Annotated in this window: 17 protein-coding genes; 9 read left to right on the top strand and 8 right to left on the bottom strand. The window is 67.9% G+C overall.

The annotated features are described in order from the left end of the window. Positions 1-306 precede the first annotated feature (306 nt). The 3 genes from ACFLFB_RS01380 (at position 307) to ACFLFB_RS01370 (ending at position 7,673) form a co-directional block, all read left to right on the top strand. Positions 307-6,420, top strand: a complete 6,114-nt coding sequence (locus ACFLFB_RS01380) for a hypothetical protein (RefSeq protein WP_392543917.1) — start codon at positions 307-309, stop codon at positions 6,418-6,420. A 67-nt stretch (positions 6,421-6,487) separates the two neighbouring features. Next, positions 6,488-7,072 (top strand): hypothetical protein, encoded by a 585-nt coding sequence (locus ACFLFB_RS01375; RefSeq protein WP_392543916.1) that lies wholly within the window; start codon positions 6,488-6,490, stop codon positions 7,070-7,072. Positions 7,073-7,274: 202 nt separating this feature from the next. Continuing rightward, positions 7,275-7,673: a nitroreductase family deazaflavin-dependent oxidoreductase gene (locus tag ACFLFB_RS01370; protein ID WP_392543915.1), complete on the top strand. Its 399-nt coding sequence runs from the start codon at positions 7,275-7,277 to the stop codon at positions 7,671-7,673. Between the two features lie 48 nt (positions 7,674-7,721). Here ACFLFB_RS01370 and ACFLFB_RS01365 read toward each other — a convergent pair whose 3' ends face one another. The 3 genes from ACFLFB_RS01365 to ACFLFB_RS01355 form a co-directional block, all read right to left on the bottom strand. Beyond that, positions 7,722-7,895 (bottom strand): hypothetical protein, encoded by a 174-nt coding sequence (locus tag ACFLFB_RS01365; protein WP_392543914.1) that lies wholly within the window; start codon positions 7,893-7,895, stop codon positions 7,722-7,724. A 94-nt stretch (positions 7,896-7,989) separates the two neighbouring features. Next, the gene (locus tag ACFLFB_RS01360; protein ID WP_392543913.1) at positions 7,990-8,172 is read right to left on the bottom strand and encodes a hypothetical protein; all 183 of its coding nucleotides are present in this window, start codon (positions 8,170-8,172) and stop codon (positions 7,990-7,992) included. Between the two features lie 78 nt (positions 8,173-8,250). Then, a complete protein-coding gene (locus tag ACFLFB_RS01355) occupies positions 8,251-8,886 on the bottom strand; it encodes a GNAT family N-acetyltransferase (protein WP_392543912.1) in 636 nt (211 codons plus the stop codon). A gap of 83 nt (positions 8,887-8,969) precedes the next feature. On the opposite strand from ACFLFB_RS01355, the gene ACFLFB_RS01350 reads away from it, so the two are divergent. Genes ACFLFB_RS01350 through ACFLFB_RS01340 form a run of 3 tightly spaced genes read left to right on the top strand, consistent with a single transcriptional unit; the run spans position 8,970 to position 12,146 of the window. Continuing rightward, positions 8,970-9,374, top strand: a complete 405-nt coding sequence (locus ACFLFB_RS01350; protein WP_392543911.1) for a hypothetical protein — start codon at positions 8,970-8,972, stop codon at positions 9,372-9,374. Between the two features lie 44 nt (positions 9,375-9,418). Beyond that, entirely contained in the window at positions 9,419-9,727 is a 309-nt protein-coding gene (locus tag ACFLFB_RS01345; RefSeq protein WP_392543910.1) for a metal-sensitive transcriptional regulator, read from the top strand. Between the two features lies 1 nt (position 9,728). After that, on the top strand, positions 9,729-12,146 hold the full coding sequence (locus ACFLFB_RS01340; protein ID WP_392543909.1) for a heavy metal translocating P-type ATPase: 2,418 nt from the start codon (positions 9,729-9,731) through the stop codon (positions 12,144-12,146). Positions 12,147-12,251: 105 nt separating this feature from the next. Here the strand turns inward: ACFLFB_RS01340 and ACFLFB_RS01335 are convergent, their stop codons facing one another. Both ACFLFB_RS01335 and ACFLFB_RS01330 read right to left on the bottom strand, forming a co-directional pair. Then, a complete protein-coding gene (locus ACFLFB_RS01335; RefSeq protein ID WP_392543908.1) occupies positions 12,252-12,887 on the bottom strand; it encodes a VOC family protein in 636 nt (211 codons plus the stop codon). Positions 12,888-13,042: 155 nt separating this feature from the next. Next, positions 13,043-13,849, bottom strand: coding sequence for a TrmH family RNA methyltransferase (locus ACFLFB_RS01330; RefSeq protein WP_392543907.1), 807 nt, complete (start codon positions 13,847-13,849; stop codon positions 13,043-13,045). Between the two features lie 48 nt (positions 13,850-13,897). Here ACFLFB_RS01330 and ACFLFB_RS01325 point away from each other — a divergent pair, with 48 nt between their 5' ends. From ACFLFB_RS01325 to ACFLFB_RS01315, 3 genes are all read left to right on the top strand, one after another. After that, complete coding sequence (locus tag ACFLFB_RS01325) at positions 13,898-14,647, top strand: phosphatase PAP2 family protein (RefSeq protein WP_392543906.1); 750 nt, start codon at positions 13,898-13,900, stop codon at positions 14,645-14,647. Further along, positions 14,648-15,379 carry a phosphatase PAP2 family protein gene (locus ACFLFB_RS01320; RefSeq protein ID WP_392543905.1) on the top strand — a complete coding sequence of 244 codons (732 nt, stop codon included), beginning with the start codon at positions 14,648-14,650 and terminating at the stop codon, positions 15,377-15,379. A 78-nt stretch (positions 15,380-15,457) separates the two neighbouring features. Beyond that, complete coding sequence (locus tag ACFLFB_RS01315) at positions 15,458-15,820, top strand: MmcQ/YjbR family DNA-binding protein (protein ID WP_392543904.1); 363 nt, start codon at positions 15,458-15,460, stop codon at positions 15,818-15,820. Positions 15,821-15,844: 24 nt separating this feature from the next. On the opposite strand, the gene ACFLFB_RS01310 is transcribed toward ACFLFB_RS01315, so the two are convergent. From ACFLFB_RS01310 to ACFLFB_RS01300, 3 genes are all read right to left on the bottom strand, one after another. Then, on the bottom strand, positions 15,845-16,246 hold the full coding sequence (locus ACFLFB_RS01310) for an EVE domain-containing protein (protein WP_392543903.1): 402 nt from the start codon (positions 16,244-16,246) through the stop codon (positions 15,845-15,847). Positions 16,247-16,301: 55 nt separating this feature from the next. Then, complete coding sequence (locus tag ACFLFB_RS01305) at positions 16,302-17,096, bottom strand: DUF1206 domain-containing protein (RefSeq protein WP_392543902.1); 795 nt, start codon at positions 17,094-17,096, stop codon at positions 16,302-16,304. A gap of 63 nt (positions 17,097-17,159) precedes the next feature. Further along, complete coding sequence (locus ACFLFB_RS01300; protein ID WP_392543901.1) at positions 17,160-17,954, bottom strand: HAD family hydrolase; 795 nt, start codon at positions 17,952-17,954, stop codon at positions 17,160-17,162. Positions 17,955-18,035: the final 81 nt, after the last annotated feature.

Raw genomic sequence — 18,035 nt, 5'->3', positions numbered from 1 at the left:
GTGGTGTCCTTTGCGAGGGCACGATCGAGGTCCGCGAGTCCGCAACACTGGCTGGATGGACCTCCTGCAGATGAGTTGGGTTGAGCGCAGACGCGAGGACGTAGGTTCTCCTGTCGCGGCCTCGGGGCAGCGTCTCAAGGCTTCACTCTTCATCGGGTGACCGCTGCATGTTGCCTTCTCTGGGTGAGTCCGCCCCCTCCATGTGGCTGAACCGGCATAGGCTCGAAACAGCGGCAAGGTGGTCACACCACCCTCTGCTACGCCGATCCCGAGAAGCATCCGTCAGCGAAGGAGTTGGGTCAACCTATGGCTGCCGCTGACACTGTTCGCGCATCACGAAGTGGCGATCGATTTCACTACCTTTGGGCTTCCCTCCGCGCGCTGCGGCTTCTCGATTCGACCAGCAACCTCCAAGCGATCAGCATTGAAGGACCTGCGCCCGAAGAGACCGTCCCGGGCGAGGAAATCATCGATGTCGCTGAGTACTTCGGTCCGAGCCCGGACGCACCACCTACTCGTATCCGGTACCACCAACTGAAGCACTCCTCGCTTCGAATCGACGAACCACTCACAGGCTCTGGACTCTCCAACACCCTGAGCAAGTTCGCGCAAATCTATCGCTCCGCATTGGCCGACGATGAGGCCGACGGTGTCGAGTTCAGCTTCGTAACGAACAGGCCCCTCAACCACAAGGTTCGCCAATCCCTGCTGGACCTGGCGGGGGGGCAACCGCTGACTCATCAGACCGAGGGCCAGTACCTCCGAGATGCCCTCGGGCTCGGGGCCGGTACGAACGCAGAGAAGCAGTTTTTTCAGCAGTTCACGGTCGAAGATGGCACTGCCGGAGTGGTCGATGTTGAACGCATTCTGGCCGACGAGCTGAAGAGCTACATCCCGGGCGGCGGCACCGGGTCCGAGCTCGCAGACCTTATGAATCAGGTGTCTCGCATGGCGACATTCGAGGTCAAGTCGAACACCCTCACGCGCCACGACCTGCTCGTCACTCTCCGTACGACCGAGGATCAGCTGTTTCCCGCAATGCCTGCCTTCGAAGACCTCAAACACGTGATCCGAACGTCAGACGTCGACAATGTGGCTGCCATCCTTCGCGCTGGCGTTGAAACTAAACTGCTTCTTACCGCACACGGTGGCGTTGGAAAGTCCATCTTTACCGGAATGCTGAAGGATGAACTGTCCAACGACTCCGTGACCCTAGTCTTCGACTGCTTTGCGGGTGGCGACTACCGCCAAATCAGTCAGCGACGGCACGGGCACAAAGTGGCACTAACCCAGATGGCGAATGAACTAGCAAGCAAGGGTCTCAGCTCCGCTCTGATCCCGTCGCAGATCGCGGATCACGGAGACTACGTTCGTGCGTTCGCGAACAAGGTCCGTCAGGCGTGCGAACACCTGGCAGATGCAAAGGCAGGATCGTTCCTCACCATAGTTATTGACGCTGCGGATAACGCTGTGATGGCGGCTGCAAAGTTCGATGAACGCTCATTCGTGGCCGACCTGTTCGACATCGATTGGCCCACAGGATTTCGTTTAGTTGCACTGTGCCGCCCCGAGCGCAAAGAACTGTTGGAACTACACGACAGCGCCCGCGAGATCCCCTTGACCGGTTTCAATCCACTCCAAACACTGGCCCACCTGCGGACTCACTTTCCCGCGGCATCGGAGGCCCACGGTGCTCAGTTCCATACGCTGAGTACCGGCAACCCACGAGTTCAGGCGATGGCGATGGAAGGTGCGCATACGGCGGCCGAGGCAGTCTCAGCGCTACAAATTGCCACCAAACGACCGGGGGAGCCCCTCGACACCCTGCTTGCAGAACAGGTGCAGAAAGTTGCGACCCAAGGGCACCTGCTCCCTAACGAACTGAAGCGTTTGTGCCAAGCGCTCGCCACCATGCATCCGACCATTCCACTTTCTGATCTCGCGAAGGTCACCGACGTCAGCGAAGACGCGATACGCAGCTTCGCAGTCGCGCTCGGCAGAGGGCTTCATCTCACCAACAACGCGCTGCAGTTCCGTGACGAACCAACCGAGACGTGGTTCACCAACAACCACAGCCTTGACTCCTCTGAGATGCGCGACTTCGCGACCCGGGTGATTCCGCACTCGGCTGACTCGCCCTACATCGCTACTGTGCTGCCCCAGTTGCTGTTTGAAGCCCGTATGGTCGATGAGCTAGTACAGCTGGCGCTGTCCGACGAAGGGCTTCCGGCCGAGATCGATGACCTGCAGGCACAGGAAATTGCGCGAGCGCGTGCACGGTTCGCCTTGGGAGCCGCGTTGCGAGCGAGGCGTAACAGTGACGCAGCGCTCTTGGCAGTGAAGGCGGGCACCCTTTCCTCCGGACACGCACGCCGTATGAAGTTGCTCCGATCCAACCCCGACATCGCTGCCAGGTTCCTCGATCGGGACGTTGTCGACGCCTTGTGCAGTGGGCGCGAGCTCACCGCTGACTGGCCCGGTTCAAATCTCCATGTCGAAGCTTTAATGCTGTCGAGTCTGGAGGATCGTCGTGACATTGGTCGTGCCCGCTTCACCGCCTCATACGGCACAATTGGCGCAATCCTCCAGCTGGACAAATCCGCACGCCGTGACCTTCATGCAGAGATCACCTCCGACGAGATTGCCTCTCTCGCCCTTGCCATCACCAATCTCGATGGCGCCGGCGCCGGAGTTCGGTTTCTCGCCGGCTGGCGGCCCAGCGACTTCGTACGCGAAGTTAGCGCCAAGTTCGCCTCTCGGCTCGCGGACGCCGGCCGGACCGACGAACTGTCCGAGTTAGTGGTTCTTGCCGCATCGAGGAAGCACATCCAACTCGGCGTCATCGAGACGATGTTCGACTACTGCGTGGCCCCCTCGGACGGTGCCACCCATGCGCTCGCGGAGATGCTGAGCGCGCGCGAGAAGCCCTTCGTGCATGAGCGGGGGAGCTACCTATTCGACAAAGACCTTCGGGGTGTTGCGTGGGCGATGCTGCACGCCGTCCGCCTCGCCGCCGTGACGAACTCAGAAGCACTCCGCATCCTCGATGTTCACCTCGTACCCCTCGGGAATCACGCCGGCGAGCACTGGTCCGGCCTGTTACCTACCAGCTGCATTCTCGGCCATGCGCTCAGAGCACGTCTCTCCGGAAACCCCCTGGGTCTGGAGGGCCTCGTGAGCCCGGAGCTCATGAAGCGCCTTTCGAAAGACCCATCGCTCGATGATCGGGACACCCGCTCATTCAAGGAGAACATTCCTCAACTTCTTCCTTGGGCTACCTGCCTAGTTAACGCAGTGCTTGACGGGCCCGTCGAGCCCGTCAGGCAAGAACTCGCAGCGCTCTCCGCGGGCGACTTTGTGGTGGCGCATCGATACGAAAAGCCGTTCGTTCGCCTCAACGCCTCCGCAGACTTTGCAATTCGGATTCTGAGTATCGTCCCTGATCCCGCAATCACCAGTCAGTTCGGAGCCTGGCACGAGGCGACAGGAGAGGCGCTCGGACGTTCCCAACTCACTGCCATCAGGTGTTCAGCCCGCGACACTGCGCTGGCGGAGTTCGCGATCGCGGCAGTGAACCGAGCCCTAAATGCGGCTCAGAAGGACCGAACCAACGCAGACATGCGCGTTGATGAGCTCGTCGAACTGGCACGCGCAATCCTGGCGACGAGTGAAACCGAGGCACGCGCCATCTTCAACATCGCCGACGCAGAGGCAAAACTCGTGGGCGACGACCTGCCTGCGCGTTGGTACGCCCTCACGAACACTGCTCATCAACTCTCAAGCGGCGCGGAACCAGAGCGGGCGTACCGACTCCTTCAGATTGGCGAGATTCTCAACTCCGGCGAAGGAACAGACGTTTCGCGGGTCGCCGAACCGCTTTTTAGCATGCACCCTCCGAGCTACTACGCGGCCGCGTCGAGACAGCGAGACCGACGAGGCTTGTCGTTCGACCGTCTACTGAGTCCAATAATGACGAGCGCTTCGAAAACGGATGGGCCCATCGGGGCGCTTGCCGTCACCGCGTTGGGAGCCCCGAACCAATGGGCGGCAGTGGTCCAGCAAATTCCAGCGCAACAAGTGGACCATCTAAACGCCATCTACTCCGAATTCATCAAACATGCCCGGCGCTCCGGTGAAGTGGCGCGGGAAGACAACAGTAGAAGCACGTCCCTAAGTTGGCATCAATCAAGGGTTCCGAAGCCCTCGAAGATAGTCAAGCGCTTCGACTTCACCGCTCCTGAAGGTTGGGACGGCGCTTTCGCAAAAGCAAAGTGGTACTCCGACGTTCGTCGGAAGGTCGTTCGTCGAGCACTGCGGAGGAATCCCGCGAAGCTGGCCGATGCCGTCCGAGCGCTGGCCGACTCGCTCGAGGCGCGCGAAGAGGACTTCGTTGTCGCGGCGACCTACGCATCGGAGCAGACTCCAAGCGCCGGCCTGAATGCGTCGATCGCATACCTGGTAGCCGAGTTTGCCCACCGGTTCGCGGCGGACATCGCAACGCGCTGGTACGACCGTACCGAGTTGACCAACTTCGCCGCGGCAGCCGGGGTATCGAGGGAATCCATTCTTGAAACTGGGTTCGTTCAGCTGGGCGACAAGGCGCACACGCTGAAATATGAGGAATACTTCAGCTTGGCATCTCACCTCGCTCGTACACTCGACGCCGCACAGGCGCGACTCGTGTTCGACGCGCTCGCCGCCCTATTCGACGACCTTGCGCCGCCTGCCACAGCGGCAGACGGCGTGTGGAGCAACGTCCCTAAGGCTCCCGACGAGCTAGCCGTGGGCCTTGCCGGCCTGATCTGGGCGGCCCTAGGGGACGCTGCAATTGCTCGCCGATGGCAGGCCGCACACGTGGTGCTGCTGTTGGTGCAGATCGGCGACGAAAGCACGCTTACCGAACTCGCCAGGTTCGCTGACGGAACGAACGACCCTAGTCCGTTCCATGACGCCCGATTCCCCAGATATGAGCTCCATTCGCGGATGTGGCTGCTATTTGCACTCGAGCGGGCGGCACCGGAGCCAGGCGCGGATCTCTTAGATCGGTTTGTTCCCTGGATTCTCAATGTGCTCGATGGTCCACCCCATGCGGCCAACCAGGTCTTGGCTCAGCGGACGCTCCGAATTCTGTCCGAGAACGGCACAGTCGAACCAACGCTGGCATCGGCGACCCGACTGTCCCGCCGCGTGCTAGCGGAGTGGGAGGAGCTGGACTGGCGGGAGAGGCGGACACGGAGGGACCCCTTCCAAGGCATGGCCGACATAGACTCGCAAGGCGGCGGTTACCCGTTCTTCTTTGACTTCCAGCAGTACTGGGCGGGAGCCCTCGCCCGGGCGTTTGGAACGACGGAGCAGGTCTTGGCTGAGAAGGCGGAGGCCATCGCCTTGGACCTCACCGGGTATGACGACGACGCAAGAGACCCGCGCCACGACGCGGGCGTGTTCGGGGACGGCGGTTCATACGCTGACCATCGAAGCTGGCCCCAAGAAGAGGACTTCTCGTTCTACTCCGCGGTGCATTCCCTCCTGACGCTTGGTGCTGACCTTGCGCAGACGCTGAAGGCGTTCAAGGAGCCAGAGTCTCAACTCGATGAATACACATCCTGGCTCAACGATTTCTTGCCGAAGCGACGCGATGGCCGCTGGCTATCGGACCGGAGAGACGCGCCTCCCGTGCCCTCGCCCGAACTGCGTATCGCGGGCCGTTCGAGCGACACCTGGAGGTGGTCTTTGGCGCCCGCGGCGTTTGAATCCGTAGTTCGCCAAGGCACCGATTGGATCGTGGTTCATGCCTCCTATGACACAACGTTCGATGCAATGGCCGAAGAGGTCAGCGTTTCTAGTGCATTGATCCCACATGTGACCGCTCCTTCTTACCTCGCTGCGCTGCAAACGAATGTGCTGGGGGGCCACGCGCGCCTCCCCACTACGGACGACGTCGGTGACGAGTACGGGGACAGCTACGGGGCTGGATCGTTGTTTCGGCTAGTTCCGTGGATCGATACATCGTCCTTCCAAGAGTCGATAGACCAGCATGACGAGATCGGGAGGAACGTCGTCTTCCCGCCCTCCCGCCCCGGAACCGATATCGTCGACCGCTTCGGGCTCGTGGGCGACTGCGATCTTCGAGCGTGGACCAACGGGGATACAGAGGTGTTTCGCAGCCTGGTCTGGGATGACACCGAGCAGCGCAATCGCGACTACCGAAGCGGAACGAGTGGCCAACAGTTGGCCGTGGATTCGGAGTTCCTCACGAAGGTCCTGACCGAGGTCGACATGACCTTGGTCGTTCAAGTGAACTTGCGACGGGACGTACGTAGATCGTCTTATGAACGAAAGGAATCCGATGAACTCGGATGGATCGACTGGTCCTCAAAGGTTTATCTCATCGCTCCGGATGGAGGGTGGACCGAGTACTGAAGCTGCGCTCGAACTCGGTCGGAAGCTTGCCGCAGGCTGTGATGACCACGATTTGACGGCTCAATGGATGGCACATCACCTCGCCGCCCTCGTAACCGCCTTCGACCATGAAGATGCGGTAACCCTTGCGCAGCGGTTGGAGATTGTCGAGACAATCCTGAAGGTTTGGCGCGCTCGACGGAGTTTTCCCGGAGAGATCCCGGCCTACGACTTGGACCTAGTCTTCTCCGGCCTAGACATGCTAGGTGATGACCGGCCTTGGAGATTTACCCGGCTCCAGAGGTACGCAGATGGCCTGGGTGCGGCTGAAGAGGCCCGAGCCCCGTTGGTTCTGAAGGCCCTCTTGCTCGAGCAGCTGACTCGGCGGGCCGTGCTGGCGTTGGTCTGGCTAGCTATTCAGGATGCGGCGTCTCGGCACGAGGAGTGGCTTTCGGTGGCGACCGCCGCGATGGCCCCAATGGAAGATGAACTAGCGTCCATCACCGGCGGGGTAAAGCAACGCTTGCGTGAGTTCGTTGACGACGAACCGTTCTACGGTGTCGATGCCGAAGACAAGGTCTCCGTCAAGACCGGTGACCTTGCATCGGCTCTTCGAACGATGTCAGAGGAACTCGCATCGCTGGCAGACCAGGTCGAGGGCAAGCCGTTGTGAGCCATCTGCGTCAACGGTCCATTGGGCGACGACGCTGGCGGGCAAGTGGGCGCTGAGCTTCATCCCCCAACGTGGGCGAAGAGACGCATGCCTCCAGCTCCCGCACATCCGCATGTCCGGTTGGTAGTTTGCTCCGCACGGGGTCCGGCGGCTCCTGGTTCAGGGCTGGCCGATGGGCGGTTCACGGGCGCAGGATGTGTGGGTGGCCACCAACGCCAAGCGCCCCCCTGCTGGGGCGCAGAAGTTCAACCGGGTCGCCGTCATGGCCGCAGGCTCCAGGTTCTTCCCGCTCTGGGCGACGGCCGAGCACCGCGGACGCAAGAGCGGCAAGAGCTACACGACGCCCATCGCCATCGCGGCGTCCACGACTGACTCGCTGTTTGTCGCGCTGCCCTGGGGCTCCGGCACCGACTGGGTGCGCAACCTCCAGGCGGCGGGCGGCGGGACCGTGCGGTGGAAGGGCGTCGCGCACGCCGTGAGCGAACCGACCATCGTCAGCGCGGACGAGCCCTTGGCCGCTGCCGGGGGCATCCAGCGGAGGATGCTCGCGCGCTGGAGGATGGAGCACTACCTCCGGTTGCACCGCGCGTCCAGCGCCTGACCCTCGACCGGCACGTCTGCCCTCGTCGGAGGTGGATCGAGCCGCTGTTCAGCCAACTGCGGCGGGGGCCAGGAGGTCGGGCTGGGCGGCGGCGAGTCGGGCGAGAACCGCCCGGATGAGGATGACGGTGTCAGCCTCGTCGTGTCCGAAACTGTGGAGATAGGCGGTCATCCCGTGGCGCGCGATCTCCAACTCCTCGTCGGTGAGATGCACGGTGTTCATGCCTCAAGGGTAGATCTGCCGGGCCGCGGCGGCGGGGTCCCAGCCCAGGTTTCGCTGCGGCCTCCGCGCCGACACGCAGCCCGACTTCCCAGCGTCAGCCGAAGGTTCCGCCGATACCGAAGAGCAGGTCGGCGGGGTTGATCCCGAGCCGATGGAGCAGGTCCGCGTGCTCGTCGGTGTCGACGACATCGGGGAGCTCAGCCTCCGCGCGGTCGGCGGCCTCGTCCTCGTTGCGACCGCGGAGCTGGTCGACGATCTCCTGCCGCTCGATCTCCACCTCGACACCCCTTCCAGACGACCGGAACCCATCCACCCAGCGTGCCCGATCGCCGGCCCGGCGGGAAGCCCCACGATTTCAGTTCGGGGCGAAGGTGTGGACCGGCTGGACCGTGCTCCAGCCGAGGGCGCCGTACAGCGCCTGACCCTCCGGGCTGGCGACGAGCAGGGCCCGGGTGGCCCCACGCGAGAGCGCCTCGAGCGTCAGGGCGGTCATGACGTCGCGGCCCAAGCCCTGCCGGCGGAAGGCGTCCTCGGTGAGGATCTTGTCGAACACCGCGACCTCGCCGATGACGGAGACGACTCCCCGCGCCGCCTGCTCGTCGTCGACACGGTAGGACACGTGCACCACCGACGGGTCGTCGTGCAGGTGCTCGGCCACCAGGCCGGGGCGGAACGGCGCGCCAACGTCATCCAAGGGCCGCGACATCAGCGCCTCGGCGTGCGCGAGCACGTCCAACCCCGAAGGCACCTCGGCGGGCGGCGGCATCGCCGTCACCCACACCCGGTCGTCGGCACGGTGCTCCGCAGCGAGCACAGCAAGATCGGCCACCGACGGCGAGGCCAGCACGTACTCCTCGCGTCGGCTCTCGGCATCGAGCCGCGCCCACCACACCCCGGGCCGCACCTCAACAGGACGAACCCCGCGCGCCCGCGCCCAGCCGCGCGCCCACGCGCCGACGACGTCAGCCAGCTCGCACCGCTCCCTCTCCACCCGCCCGACGCTACCGGCCACCCAGCCCGCCCGGCCCGAGGTGCCTGCCCCACCCCACCACCACGATGTGACACCGTGGACCCATGGCCGGCTCCGAACCGCTCCCGCTCTCCCGCGAGGACGTCGACGCCCTCGCGATGGCGCTGCCCGAGGTGTCCAACGACGGCACCGCCGAGCACCCCGCCTACGCCGTGCGGGGCAAGAAGTTCCTCCTGTGGCGCGGGCCGCGCAAGGACGCCGTCGACCCCGACACCGGCGAGGTGCTGCCCGACGTCATCGCCGTCGTCGTGCCCGGGCCGGAGGACAAGCAGGCCATCCTCCAGACCGGCCCGCCCTGGTTCACCACGACGCACTTCGACGGCTACGACTACGTCCTGCTCCGCGAGCGCGACCTCCCCGAGCTCGAGTACGTCGAGCTCGCCGAGGTGGTCACCGACGCCTGGGCCACCCGCGCGCCGAAGAAGCTCGTCAAGGAGCACCTGGGCTGACCCCGCCCGGTGGCGGGAATACCCCTTGGGGGTATGCTGTTGGCATGGCCGTGAACGAGCAGACGATGACCCACCCCGGGTACTCCGACCACAAGGACGACCACCTCAAGCGGCTGCGCCGCATCGAGGGCCAGGTCCGCGGCATCGCGCGGATGGTCGAGGAGGAGGCGTACTGCATCGACGTCCTCACCCAGGTCAGCGCCGTGACCCGCGCCCTCCAGGCCGTGAGCCTGGGCCTGCTCGAGGAGCACATCGCCCACTGCGTCGTCGACGCCGCGCGCGAGTCCGACGACGCCGCGGCCGCCAAGGTCGCCGAGGCCAGCGCCGCCATCGCGCGCCTCGTGAGGAGCTGACATGACCCAGACCACCGACCGCCCCGCCGACGAGGTCCACGAGGTCGACCTCGCCATCACCGGGATGACGTGCGCCTCCTGCTCCGCGCGGATCGAGAACAAGCTCGGCAAGCTCGAGGGCGTCGACGCCGTCGTCAACCTCGCCACCGAGAAGGCCACCGTCCGCTACGCCGACCCGGTCACGGTCGAGGACCTGCTCAAGACCGTCCGCTCCACCGGGTACGGGGCCGAGGTCGCCGGGCGCGGGGGCACACCGGTGCACCAGCCGATCCGGATGCTGTCGCTCACGGATGTGTCGTCCGCGGCACCTGCCGCTGCGGTCCCGCAGCTCGCCTCCTCCATCGAGCCGACCACGCCGGCGGCCGAGGGGCCGACCCAGCACCACGGCGACCACAGCGCCACCACCGCGACCCACGACGACCACACCGAGCACGCCTCCCACGACAACCACCTCGACCACGCCGTTGCAGCGGGCGACGCCCTCAAGCGCCGCGCCATGGTCTCGGCCGTGCTCACGGTGCCGGTCCTCGTCCTCGCGATGGTTCCGGGCCTGGACTTCCCGGCGAGCCCGTGGGTGCAGCTCGTCCTCGCCACCCCCGTGGTGCTCTGGGCGGCCTGGCCGTTCCACCGCGCCGCCGCGCTCAACGCCCGCCACCTCGCCTCCACGATGGACACCCTCGTGTCGATCGGCGTGCTGGCCGCCTACCTGTCCTCGGTCGCCGTCGTCGTCACCGGCCGCGCCGGCACCGGGATGGCGATGGCCGGCCAGGAGACCGGCCACCTCTGGTTCGAGGTCGCGGCGGTCGTCACGACCTTCCTCCTCGCCGGGCGCTGGATGGAGGCGCGCGCCACCGACCGCAGCCGCGACGCCCTGCGCGGCCTGATGACGCTCGCCGCCAAGGACGTCGCCGTCGAGCGCGTCGACCCCACCACCCGCGTCACCACCGAGGTCCGCATCCCCGTCGACCAGCTCGCCGTCGGCGACCGCTTCATCGTGCGACCGGGCGAGAAGGTCGCCACCGACGGCCGCGTCCTCGAGGGCACCAGCGCCGTCGACGCCTCCCTCGTCACGGGCGAGTCCCTGCCCGTCGAGGTCGGCCCCGGCGACGAGCTCGTGGGCGGCAGCATCAACGCCAACGGGCGCCTCGCCGTGGAGGCCACGCGCGTCGGCTCCGACACCACGCTCGCCGGCATCGCCCGGCTCGTGGAGCGGGCCCAGACGACCAAGGCCCCCGTGCAGCGCCTCGCCGACCGGGTCTCCTCGGTCTTCGTGCCGGTCGTCCTCGTCATCGCGCTGGCCACGTTCATCGGCTGGTGGGCGGCCACGAGCGACCCGGGGCGCGCCCTCGAGGTCGCGATCTCCGTCCTCGTCATCGCCTGCCCCTGCGCGCTCGGGCTCGCCACTCCCACAGCCCTTCTCGTGGGTACGGGGCGCGGCGCGCGGCTCGGCATCCTCATCAAGGGCGCCGACGTCCTCGAGGACACCCGCCGCATCGACGCCGTCGTCCTCGACAAGACCGGCACCGTGACCACCGGCGAGATGACCCTCGTCGACGTCGCCACCAGCGGGCGGCTCCCCAAGGACCAGGCCCTGCGCGCCGCCGCCGCCGTCGAGGCCGGCAGCGAGCACCCGGTGGCCCGCGCCATCGTCGCGGCGGCCGGCAGTCGTGCCCTCAAGCTCCCCAAGGCCACCGGCTTCGAGTCCCTCCCCGGGTCCGGCGCCCGCGCCCTCCTCAAGGACATGGTCGTCACCGTCGGGCGCGCCGACCTCTTCGACGACGTCCCCCGCGAGCTCGCCCGCCCCACCGTCGACGGCACCACCGTCTGGGTCGGCTGGGACGGCGTCGCCCGCGCCTCGTTCACCGTCGCCGACACCGTGCGCCGCAGCTCGCAGCGGGCGGTGCGCGACCTCGCGGCTGCGGGCCTGCCGGCCTACCTCCTCACCGGCGACCACGACCAGGCGGCGCTCACCGTGGCGCGCGACGTCGGCATCCCGGTGGGCCGCGTCATCGCCGACGTCCGCCCCGAGGACAAGCACGCGATGATCGCCGACCTGCAGAAGCGCGGCAAGGTGGTGGCCATGGTCGGCGACGGCGTCAACGACGCCGCGGCACTGGCCCAGGCCGACCTCGGCATCGCGATGGGCAGCGGCACCGACGTCGCGGCCGACTCCGCCGACATCGTCCTGCTGCGCTCCGAGCTCCCCGCGGTGGTCGACGCGATCATGCTCTCGCGGGCCACGCTGCGCACCATCAAGATGAACCTCGTGTGGGCCTTCGGCTACAACGTGGCGGCCATCCCGCTCGCGGTGGCGGGCGTCCTCAACCCGATGGTCGCGGGCGCGGCGATGGCGCTGTCGAGCGTCCTCGTCGTGAGCAACAGCCTGCGGCTGCGCACCTGGAGCCCGGAAGGCACCTGACGCCGTCACCTGACGCCGTCGCCGGCGTCAGCGCCATCACGGGCCCGGACGCACGAGGACCCCGGCCGCAGCGGCCGGGGTCCTCGTCACGTCAGGAGACGGTGGTCAGATGGTGACCTCGCCCTGGGGGGTCTCGAACGTCACGGCCATGAGGCCGGGGGTGCCGTGCGGGGAGACGAAGGTGAAGTCGATGACCGACGAGGTGTAGTCGACGGGCAGGCCCAGCCAGTCGCGCACGCGGTCGGGGTCGCCCGCGATCTGCAGCGAGTCGATGGTGACCTCGGTGTGCGCGTCGTCGGAGGGGTGCGGGACACCCGCCTCCCACTCGATGAAGTAGGGCAGCTGGGGGTCGGCCTGCAGGCCCTTGACGCCGAGCTGCTTCCAGCGCAGCTCGACCCCGTCGGGGCGGTGCCGGTTGCCGAGGACGGCCTCGCGGCCCAGGCGGGTCTCCTGCTCGGAGATGTCGTCGACCTGGACGACCCAGCCCAACCAGCCCCCGCCGGCCTCCGACCTGGCCCGCACGGCCTGCCCGAAGGGGGCCTTGTCGCTGGCCGGGTGGTCGAGGACCTCGACGACCTCGACGTACCGCTCGTGGGCCAGCGGAAGGATGATGTTGCGCGTCCCGAAGCGCGGGTGAACTCCCCCATCGACCGGCTCGACGCCGATTCGCTCCGCGAGGCGCGCTGCCGTGGCCTTGAGGCCATCGCGCTCTGCCGCATAGACGACGTGGTCAACTCGCATGCCGTTCATGGTCGCACACGCGAGGGGGTGCTCTTGACACGGCCCCGGGTACCCCCGAGGGGCTCCTGCACGCCCGGGGTGACGCGCTTTACGCTCCTCCAGCACCACCCGTCACACGGTTCGCGCGGGGTGCTGGGCGGAGGCCGCGGGCTCCCTCAGGAGGAGCGCTGGCGGACCGCCTCGTAGACGACGACGGCCGCCGCGGTGGCCGCGTTGAGGGAGTTGACCGTGCCCGCCATCGGGATGCGGACGCGCTCGTCGGCGGCCTTGAGGGCGCGGTCGGTGAGGCCGTCCTTCTCGGTGCCCACGGCGATGGCGACGCCGCCGCCGTAGGTGACCGAGGTGTGCAGGTCGTCGGTGTCCGGGGTGGTGGCGACGAGGCGGATCCCGTTGTCGCGCAACCAGGTCAGCACGTCCTCCAACGGGGCGGAGGCCACCGGGACGGAGAACACCGTGCCCTTGCTCGACCGGACGATGTTGGGGTTGCCCCAGTCGGTGAGCGGGTCGGCCGCGATGACGGCGGCCACCCCCGCGGCATCCGCCGTGCGCAGCATCGCCCCGAGGTTGCCCGGCTTCTCGATGCCCTCGCAGACGAGGACGAGCGGGTCGGGCGGGAGGTGGAGGTCCGCCAGGGCGACCCCGGCCACGGGGACGACGGCGAGGAAGCCGTCGGGGCCCTCGCGGTAGGCCACCTTCTCGAAGGCCGCACGGCTCAGGCGCAGGGTGCCGGCGCCCAGGTCGCGGGCCCGGGAGACCAGCGCCGACTGGCGGTCGGGGTCGAGCATCAGCTCGGGGCAGTGGAGCACGGTCTCGGGGACGACGCCGGCGTCGAGCGCCAGCTCGAGCTCCTCGTAGCCCTCGACGACGGTGCGTCCCTCGGTCTCGCGCACCCGGCGCCGCCGCAGGGCGACGACGGACTTCAGGCGCGGGTTCGACGCGGACGTCACGTGGAGGTCAGCCATGGCGGCCCCAGCATCCCATGGGGTCCCGGCGTGCGGTAGAAAGACCGGATGAGCAGCCACGACGTGCCCACCCGCCAGAAGTCGCGGGCCCGTCGCCTCCTGAGGGCCGCGGTGTTCGCCGTAGCGGTGGCGGTGGTCCTGTTCGGGGTCGGCTACCTCGTGCGCAGCAAGTGGGGCCCGATGCAGTCGCTCGACGACAGCATCATCGACGCGACGACGTCGTACACCCGCGACCACCCCGGCTTCCGGAGCGCGCTCATCGCCTGGCAGGAGATCACCCAGCCGATCAAGCTCTACGCGGTCGGCACCCTGCTCTGCCTGTGGGTGTGGCTGCGCAAGGGGCTGCGGACCCGCGCCTGGTGGTGCTTCGCCACGATGATGGCCGCCTGGAACCTCGGGCTGGTCGCCAAGCTCGTCGTCCAGCGCTCGCGCCCGCACGTCGAGGACCCGGTGTCCGAGGCGCCCGGCTTCTCCTTCCCCTCGGGGCACGCCCTGAACTCCGCCGCCTGGGCGACGCTCGTCGTCATCCTGCTGTGGCCGCTGGTGAAGCCGAGGGTCGCGCGGGGCGTGATGGTCGGGCTCGCCGCGCTCGTCGTCCTCCTCACCGCGCTCGACCGGGTGTGGCTCGGCGTGCACTTCCCGAGCGACGTCACCGTCGGCGTCCTCACCGGGGCCGGGCTGGCGCTGGCGTCGTACGCCGGCTACTCGGGCTGGAACCCCCCGAAGCCCACCGAGGTCGACGACCCCGACCTCGAGCAGCACCCCGCCCCATCCGTCCCCACCCCCTCGGAGCGCTGAATGTCCTCCTTCCTCTCCCGCTGGGACGACGAGAGCCGTCCGTCCTTCACCGACGCGCTCAAGGACCTCGGCATGCGCGCCGTGCCGCCGGCGATCGTGCTGTTCGGCGCCATCGTCGGGTTCGGCTACCTCCTCAAGGGGCCGCTGCAGCCGTTCGGCGAGTGGGAGAACGGCATCAACCGGTACTTCCAGGACGGCCGCACCCCCACGGGCGAGACCGTCACGAAGTTCATGTCGATGATCGGCAACACCGAGTACGTCATCGGGGTCGCGGTCATCGTGGCGGCGCTCATCTGGTGGCGGACCAAGCGCTGGTGGTACGCCGTCGTGCCGCTCATCGCGATCTCGCTGCAGGCCACCGTCTTCGTCATCGCCACGCACGTCGTCGGGCGGGCGCGGCCCCCGGTCGAGCGCCTCGACCCCACGCCCCCGACTTCCAGCTACCCGAGCGGCCACGTCGGCGCCTCGACGGCGCTGTACATCACGTTCGCGCTGATGGCGGCGCGGATCGAGAACGCGTGGCTGCGCCGCGTGCTCGTGACCCTCACGGTCATCGCGCCGCTGCTCGTCTCGTACGCCCGCATCTACCGCGGAGCGCACCACCTGAGCGACGTCATCTGGGGCATCATCAACGGCCTGGTGTGCGCGGTGATCGCGTGGCTGTACCTGCGTCGCGACCCCTCGAAGGGGTCGTCGTCGGCGTCGCGGGCGGCGAGCCGCACCGCCGCCTGACCCTGCGTCCCACGGCCTCGTCGGAGGGCGCCGGTAGCCTCTGGCGGGTGCTGGTGGTCGGGTCCGTGGGCGGTCCTCGTGGCTGATGCCGATGACGTGCGCCTGCTCGCGCTGTCGCTGCCGCACGTGGTGGAGATCCCCAGCTCGGGGTTCGACTTCCGCGTGGGTGGGCACGGGTTCGTCTGGTCGTACCCGGAGCGGCGGCCCGGTCAGCCGCGGCGCATCCGCACCGACGTCGCCGTGCTCTTCGTCGGTGACGCCGAGGAGCGCCAGGCGCTGCTGCTCGGCGAGCCCGACCTGTTCTTCACCGCGCCGGGCTACGAGAACGCGGCCCTGGTGATGCTGCGGCTCCCCGAGGTCGACCTCGAGCGGCTCACCGAGCTCGTCACCGACGCGTGGCGGATGCGGGCGCCCGAGGGCCTCCTCGACGACCCCGCCTGAGCGGGCGCATCGGGCGTCGGCAGGTCAGGCCGCCAGGTCCTTCGCGAGCGCGAGGATGCCGGCGGCATCAGCGGCGTCGATCTCGAAGAACCCGAACCGGATCCGCGACATCGGCAGGTGGTCGCGGATGTCGGCGAGCGGGATCGGCGCGATCTCCCTCAGGGCGGCGCGACGGCGGAAACCGCCGGGGATCGCCACGCTGGGCTCGGGCTCGTCGCCGGTGACCTCGCCCACGATCGTCACCGCCCGCAGCGGCTCACCCTTGGGAAAGGTGGTGGTGGGCGAGTAGATGATGACGCCGTCGCCGGGCGACATGCGGGCCAGCGGCGCCCGCTTGCCGTGGTTCGCCATGACGAACCCGTCGGCGACCCCGCGCCGTGCGTGGTCGCGGGAGGCGACGAGGACCCAGGTGCGTGCTCCTGCCATCCCACGAACCTACGAGCGCCCACCGACATCCGCCGGTGGGCGCCAGGACGCCAGGTCAGACGCGGGCGTACCGCGAGCGGGCGAAGGAGTAGACGCCGTAGGCCGCGAGGCCGATGGCCACGAGGGTGAGCAGCACGGGGCCGAAGGGCTGGTCCTTGAGCGTCTTCAGCGCGCCGTCGAGGCCCTGGGCCTTGTCGGGGTCGGCCTGCACGGCCGCGACGAGGAAGAAGAAACCGACCACGAGCAGGGCGATGCCCTTGGAGATGTAGCCGATGCGGCCCGCGTGCACGGCCCAGTCGCCCGGGTGCTCGCGCAGGTCCTCGAGGAACTTCTTCTTCCAGCCCTTGTGGACGTGATAGACCGCGATGCCGAGCACGACCAGCCCGACGACCCCCACGAGCAGCCGCCCGCCCGGGCTGCCCATCAGACCGGCGGTGAAGTCCTCGGTCTGCTTCTCGCTCGACCCGGCCGAGCCGCCCGTCAGGACCTTGAAGGTCGTCCAGGCGAAGACCACGTAGAGCACGGCCTTCGAGGCGGCCTTCACACGGTCACCGGTGTCCTGGAAGCGAACCGCGGCCTCGGTCACCTGCCAGACCGCGAGGAGGAGGAAGCCGACGGCGCAGGCCCAGAGCAGGACCGCGCCGGTCCCCGACGACGACAGGGTCGACAGCGCACCCGAGGTGTCGGCCTTCTTCGACCCGCCGCCGAAACCCCACGCCACCTTGAGGGCGATCCAGGCGATGACGAGGTGGATGAGGCCGACCGCGACGTAGCCGAGCCGGGCCCCCCACTCGACGACGGGGTGGTCGCCGGCCTTGGCGGCGGCGGTGGAGACGTCGGAGGAGTTCATGGCGTCACCTTCCCACCTGCCGGGATGCCGCGGCCACATCGGCGCGGTCGGATCTCGGCGGGCTCAGGGAAGGGAGGTGAGGACGGCGAGGAGGCCGTCGTCGTCGACGTGGCCGGTGACCTCGTCGGCGGCGGCCTTGACCTCGTCGGGGGCGTTGCCCATGGCCACGCCGCGGGCCGCCCAGCGCAGCATCTCGAGGTCGTTGCGCTGGTCCCCGACGGCGACGGTGTGCATCGGCTCGACGCCGAGGCGGCGGCGCACTCCTTCGAGCGCGGCGGCCTTCGAGACGCCCTCCGGGTTGATGTCGAGCCACGCGCTCCAGCCAACCGCGTACTCCACCCCGTGGAGTCCGATCTGCTCGGTGCGCTCCATGAACTCCTCGCTGGTGCTCTCGGGGTCGCGGATGGTCAGGCGGGTGACGGGCGTCGCCATCAGCTCCTCGAAGGGGACGACGCGAGGGGTGCCGTCGAGCTCGCCCTCGGGGAAGGGCGCCGACACCTTGAAGCCGACCCCCAGCTCCTCCACCGCGATGAGCGCCGAGGGGAACTCCTCACGCAGGACCTTCAGCGCGGGCCCGGGGTCGAAGGTGACGGCCTCGATGATCTCGTAGCCGTCGTCGAGGTCGGGGTCGAGGCGCAGGGTGACGGCGCCGTTCGCGCAGACCGCGTACCCGGTGAGGAGGTCGAGCCGGTCGAGGACGGGGAGCGTCCCGATGATGGCGCGGCCGGTGGCGATCGTGACGTGGTGGCCGGCGTCGGCGACGGCCCGGACGGCGAGGCGCACGGCTTCGGAGAGCTCGCCCTCGTGGTTGACGGTGGTGCCGTCGATGTCGAGGCAGACCAGGTGTGGGGTTGTCATCGCCACCGACGCTACCGGCGCGAGGTGACGCCCCGGTGAACGGTCCGGCACGGGTGTCGTCCGCGAACGTGGGTGAAGACC

Source organism: Oryzobacter telluris, assembly GCF_043099285.1.
GTDB lineage: Bacteria > Actinomycetota > Actinomycetes > Actinomycetales > Dermatophilaceae > Oryzobacter > Oryzobacter telluris.
This window is presented reverse-complemented; position numbering and strand designations above follow the sequence as displayed.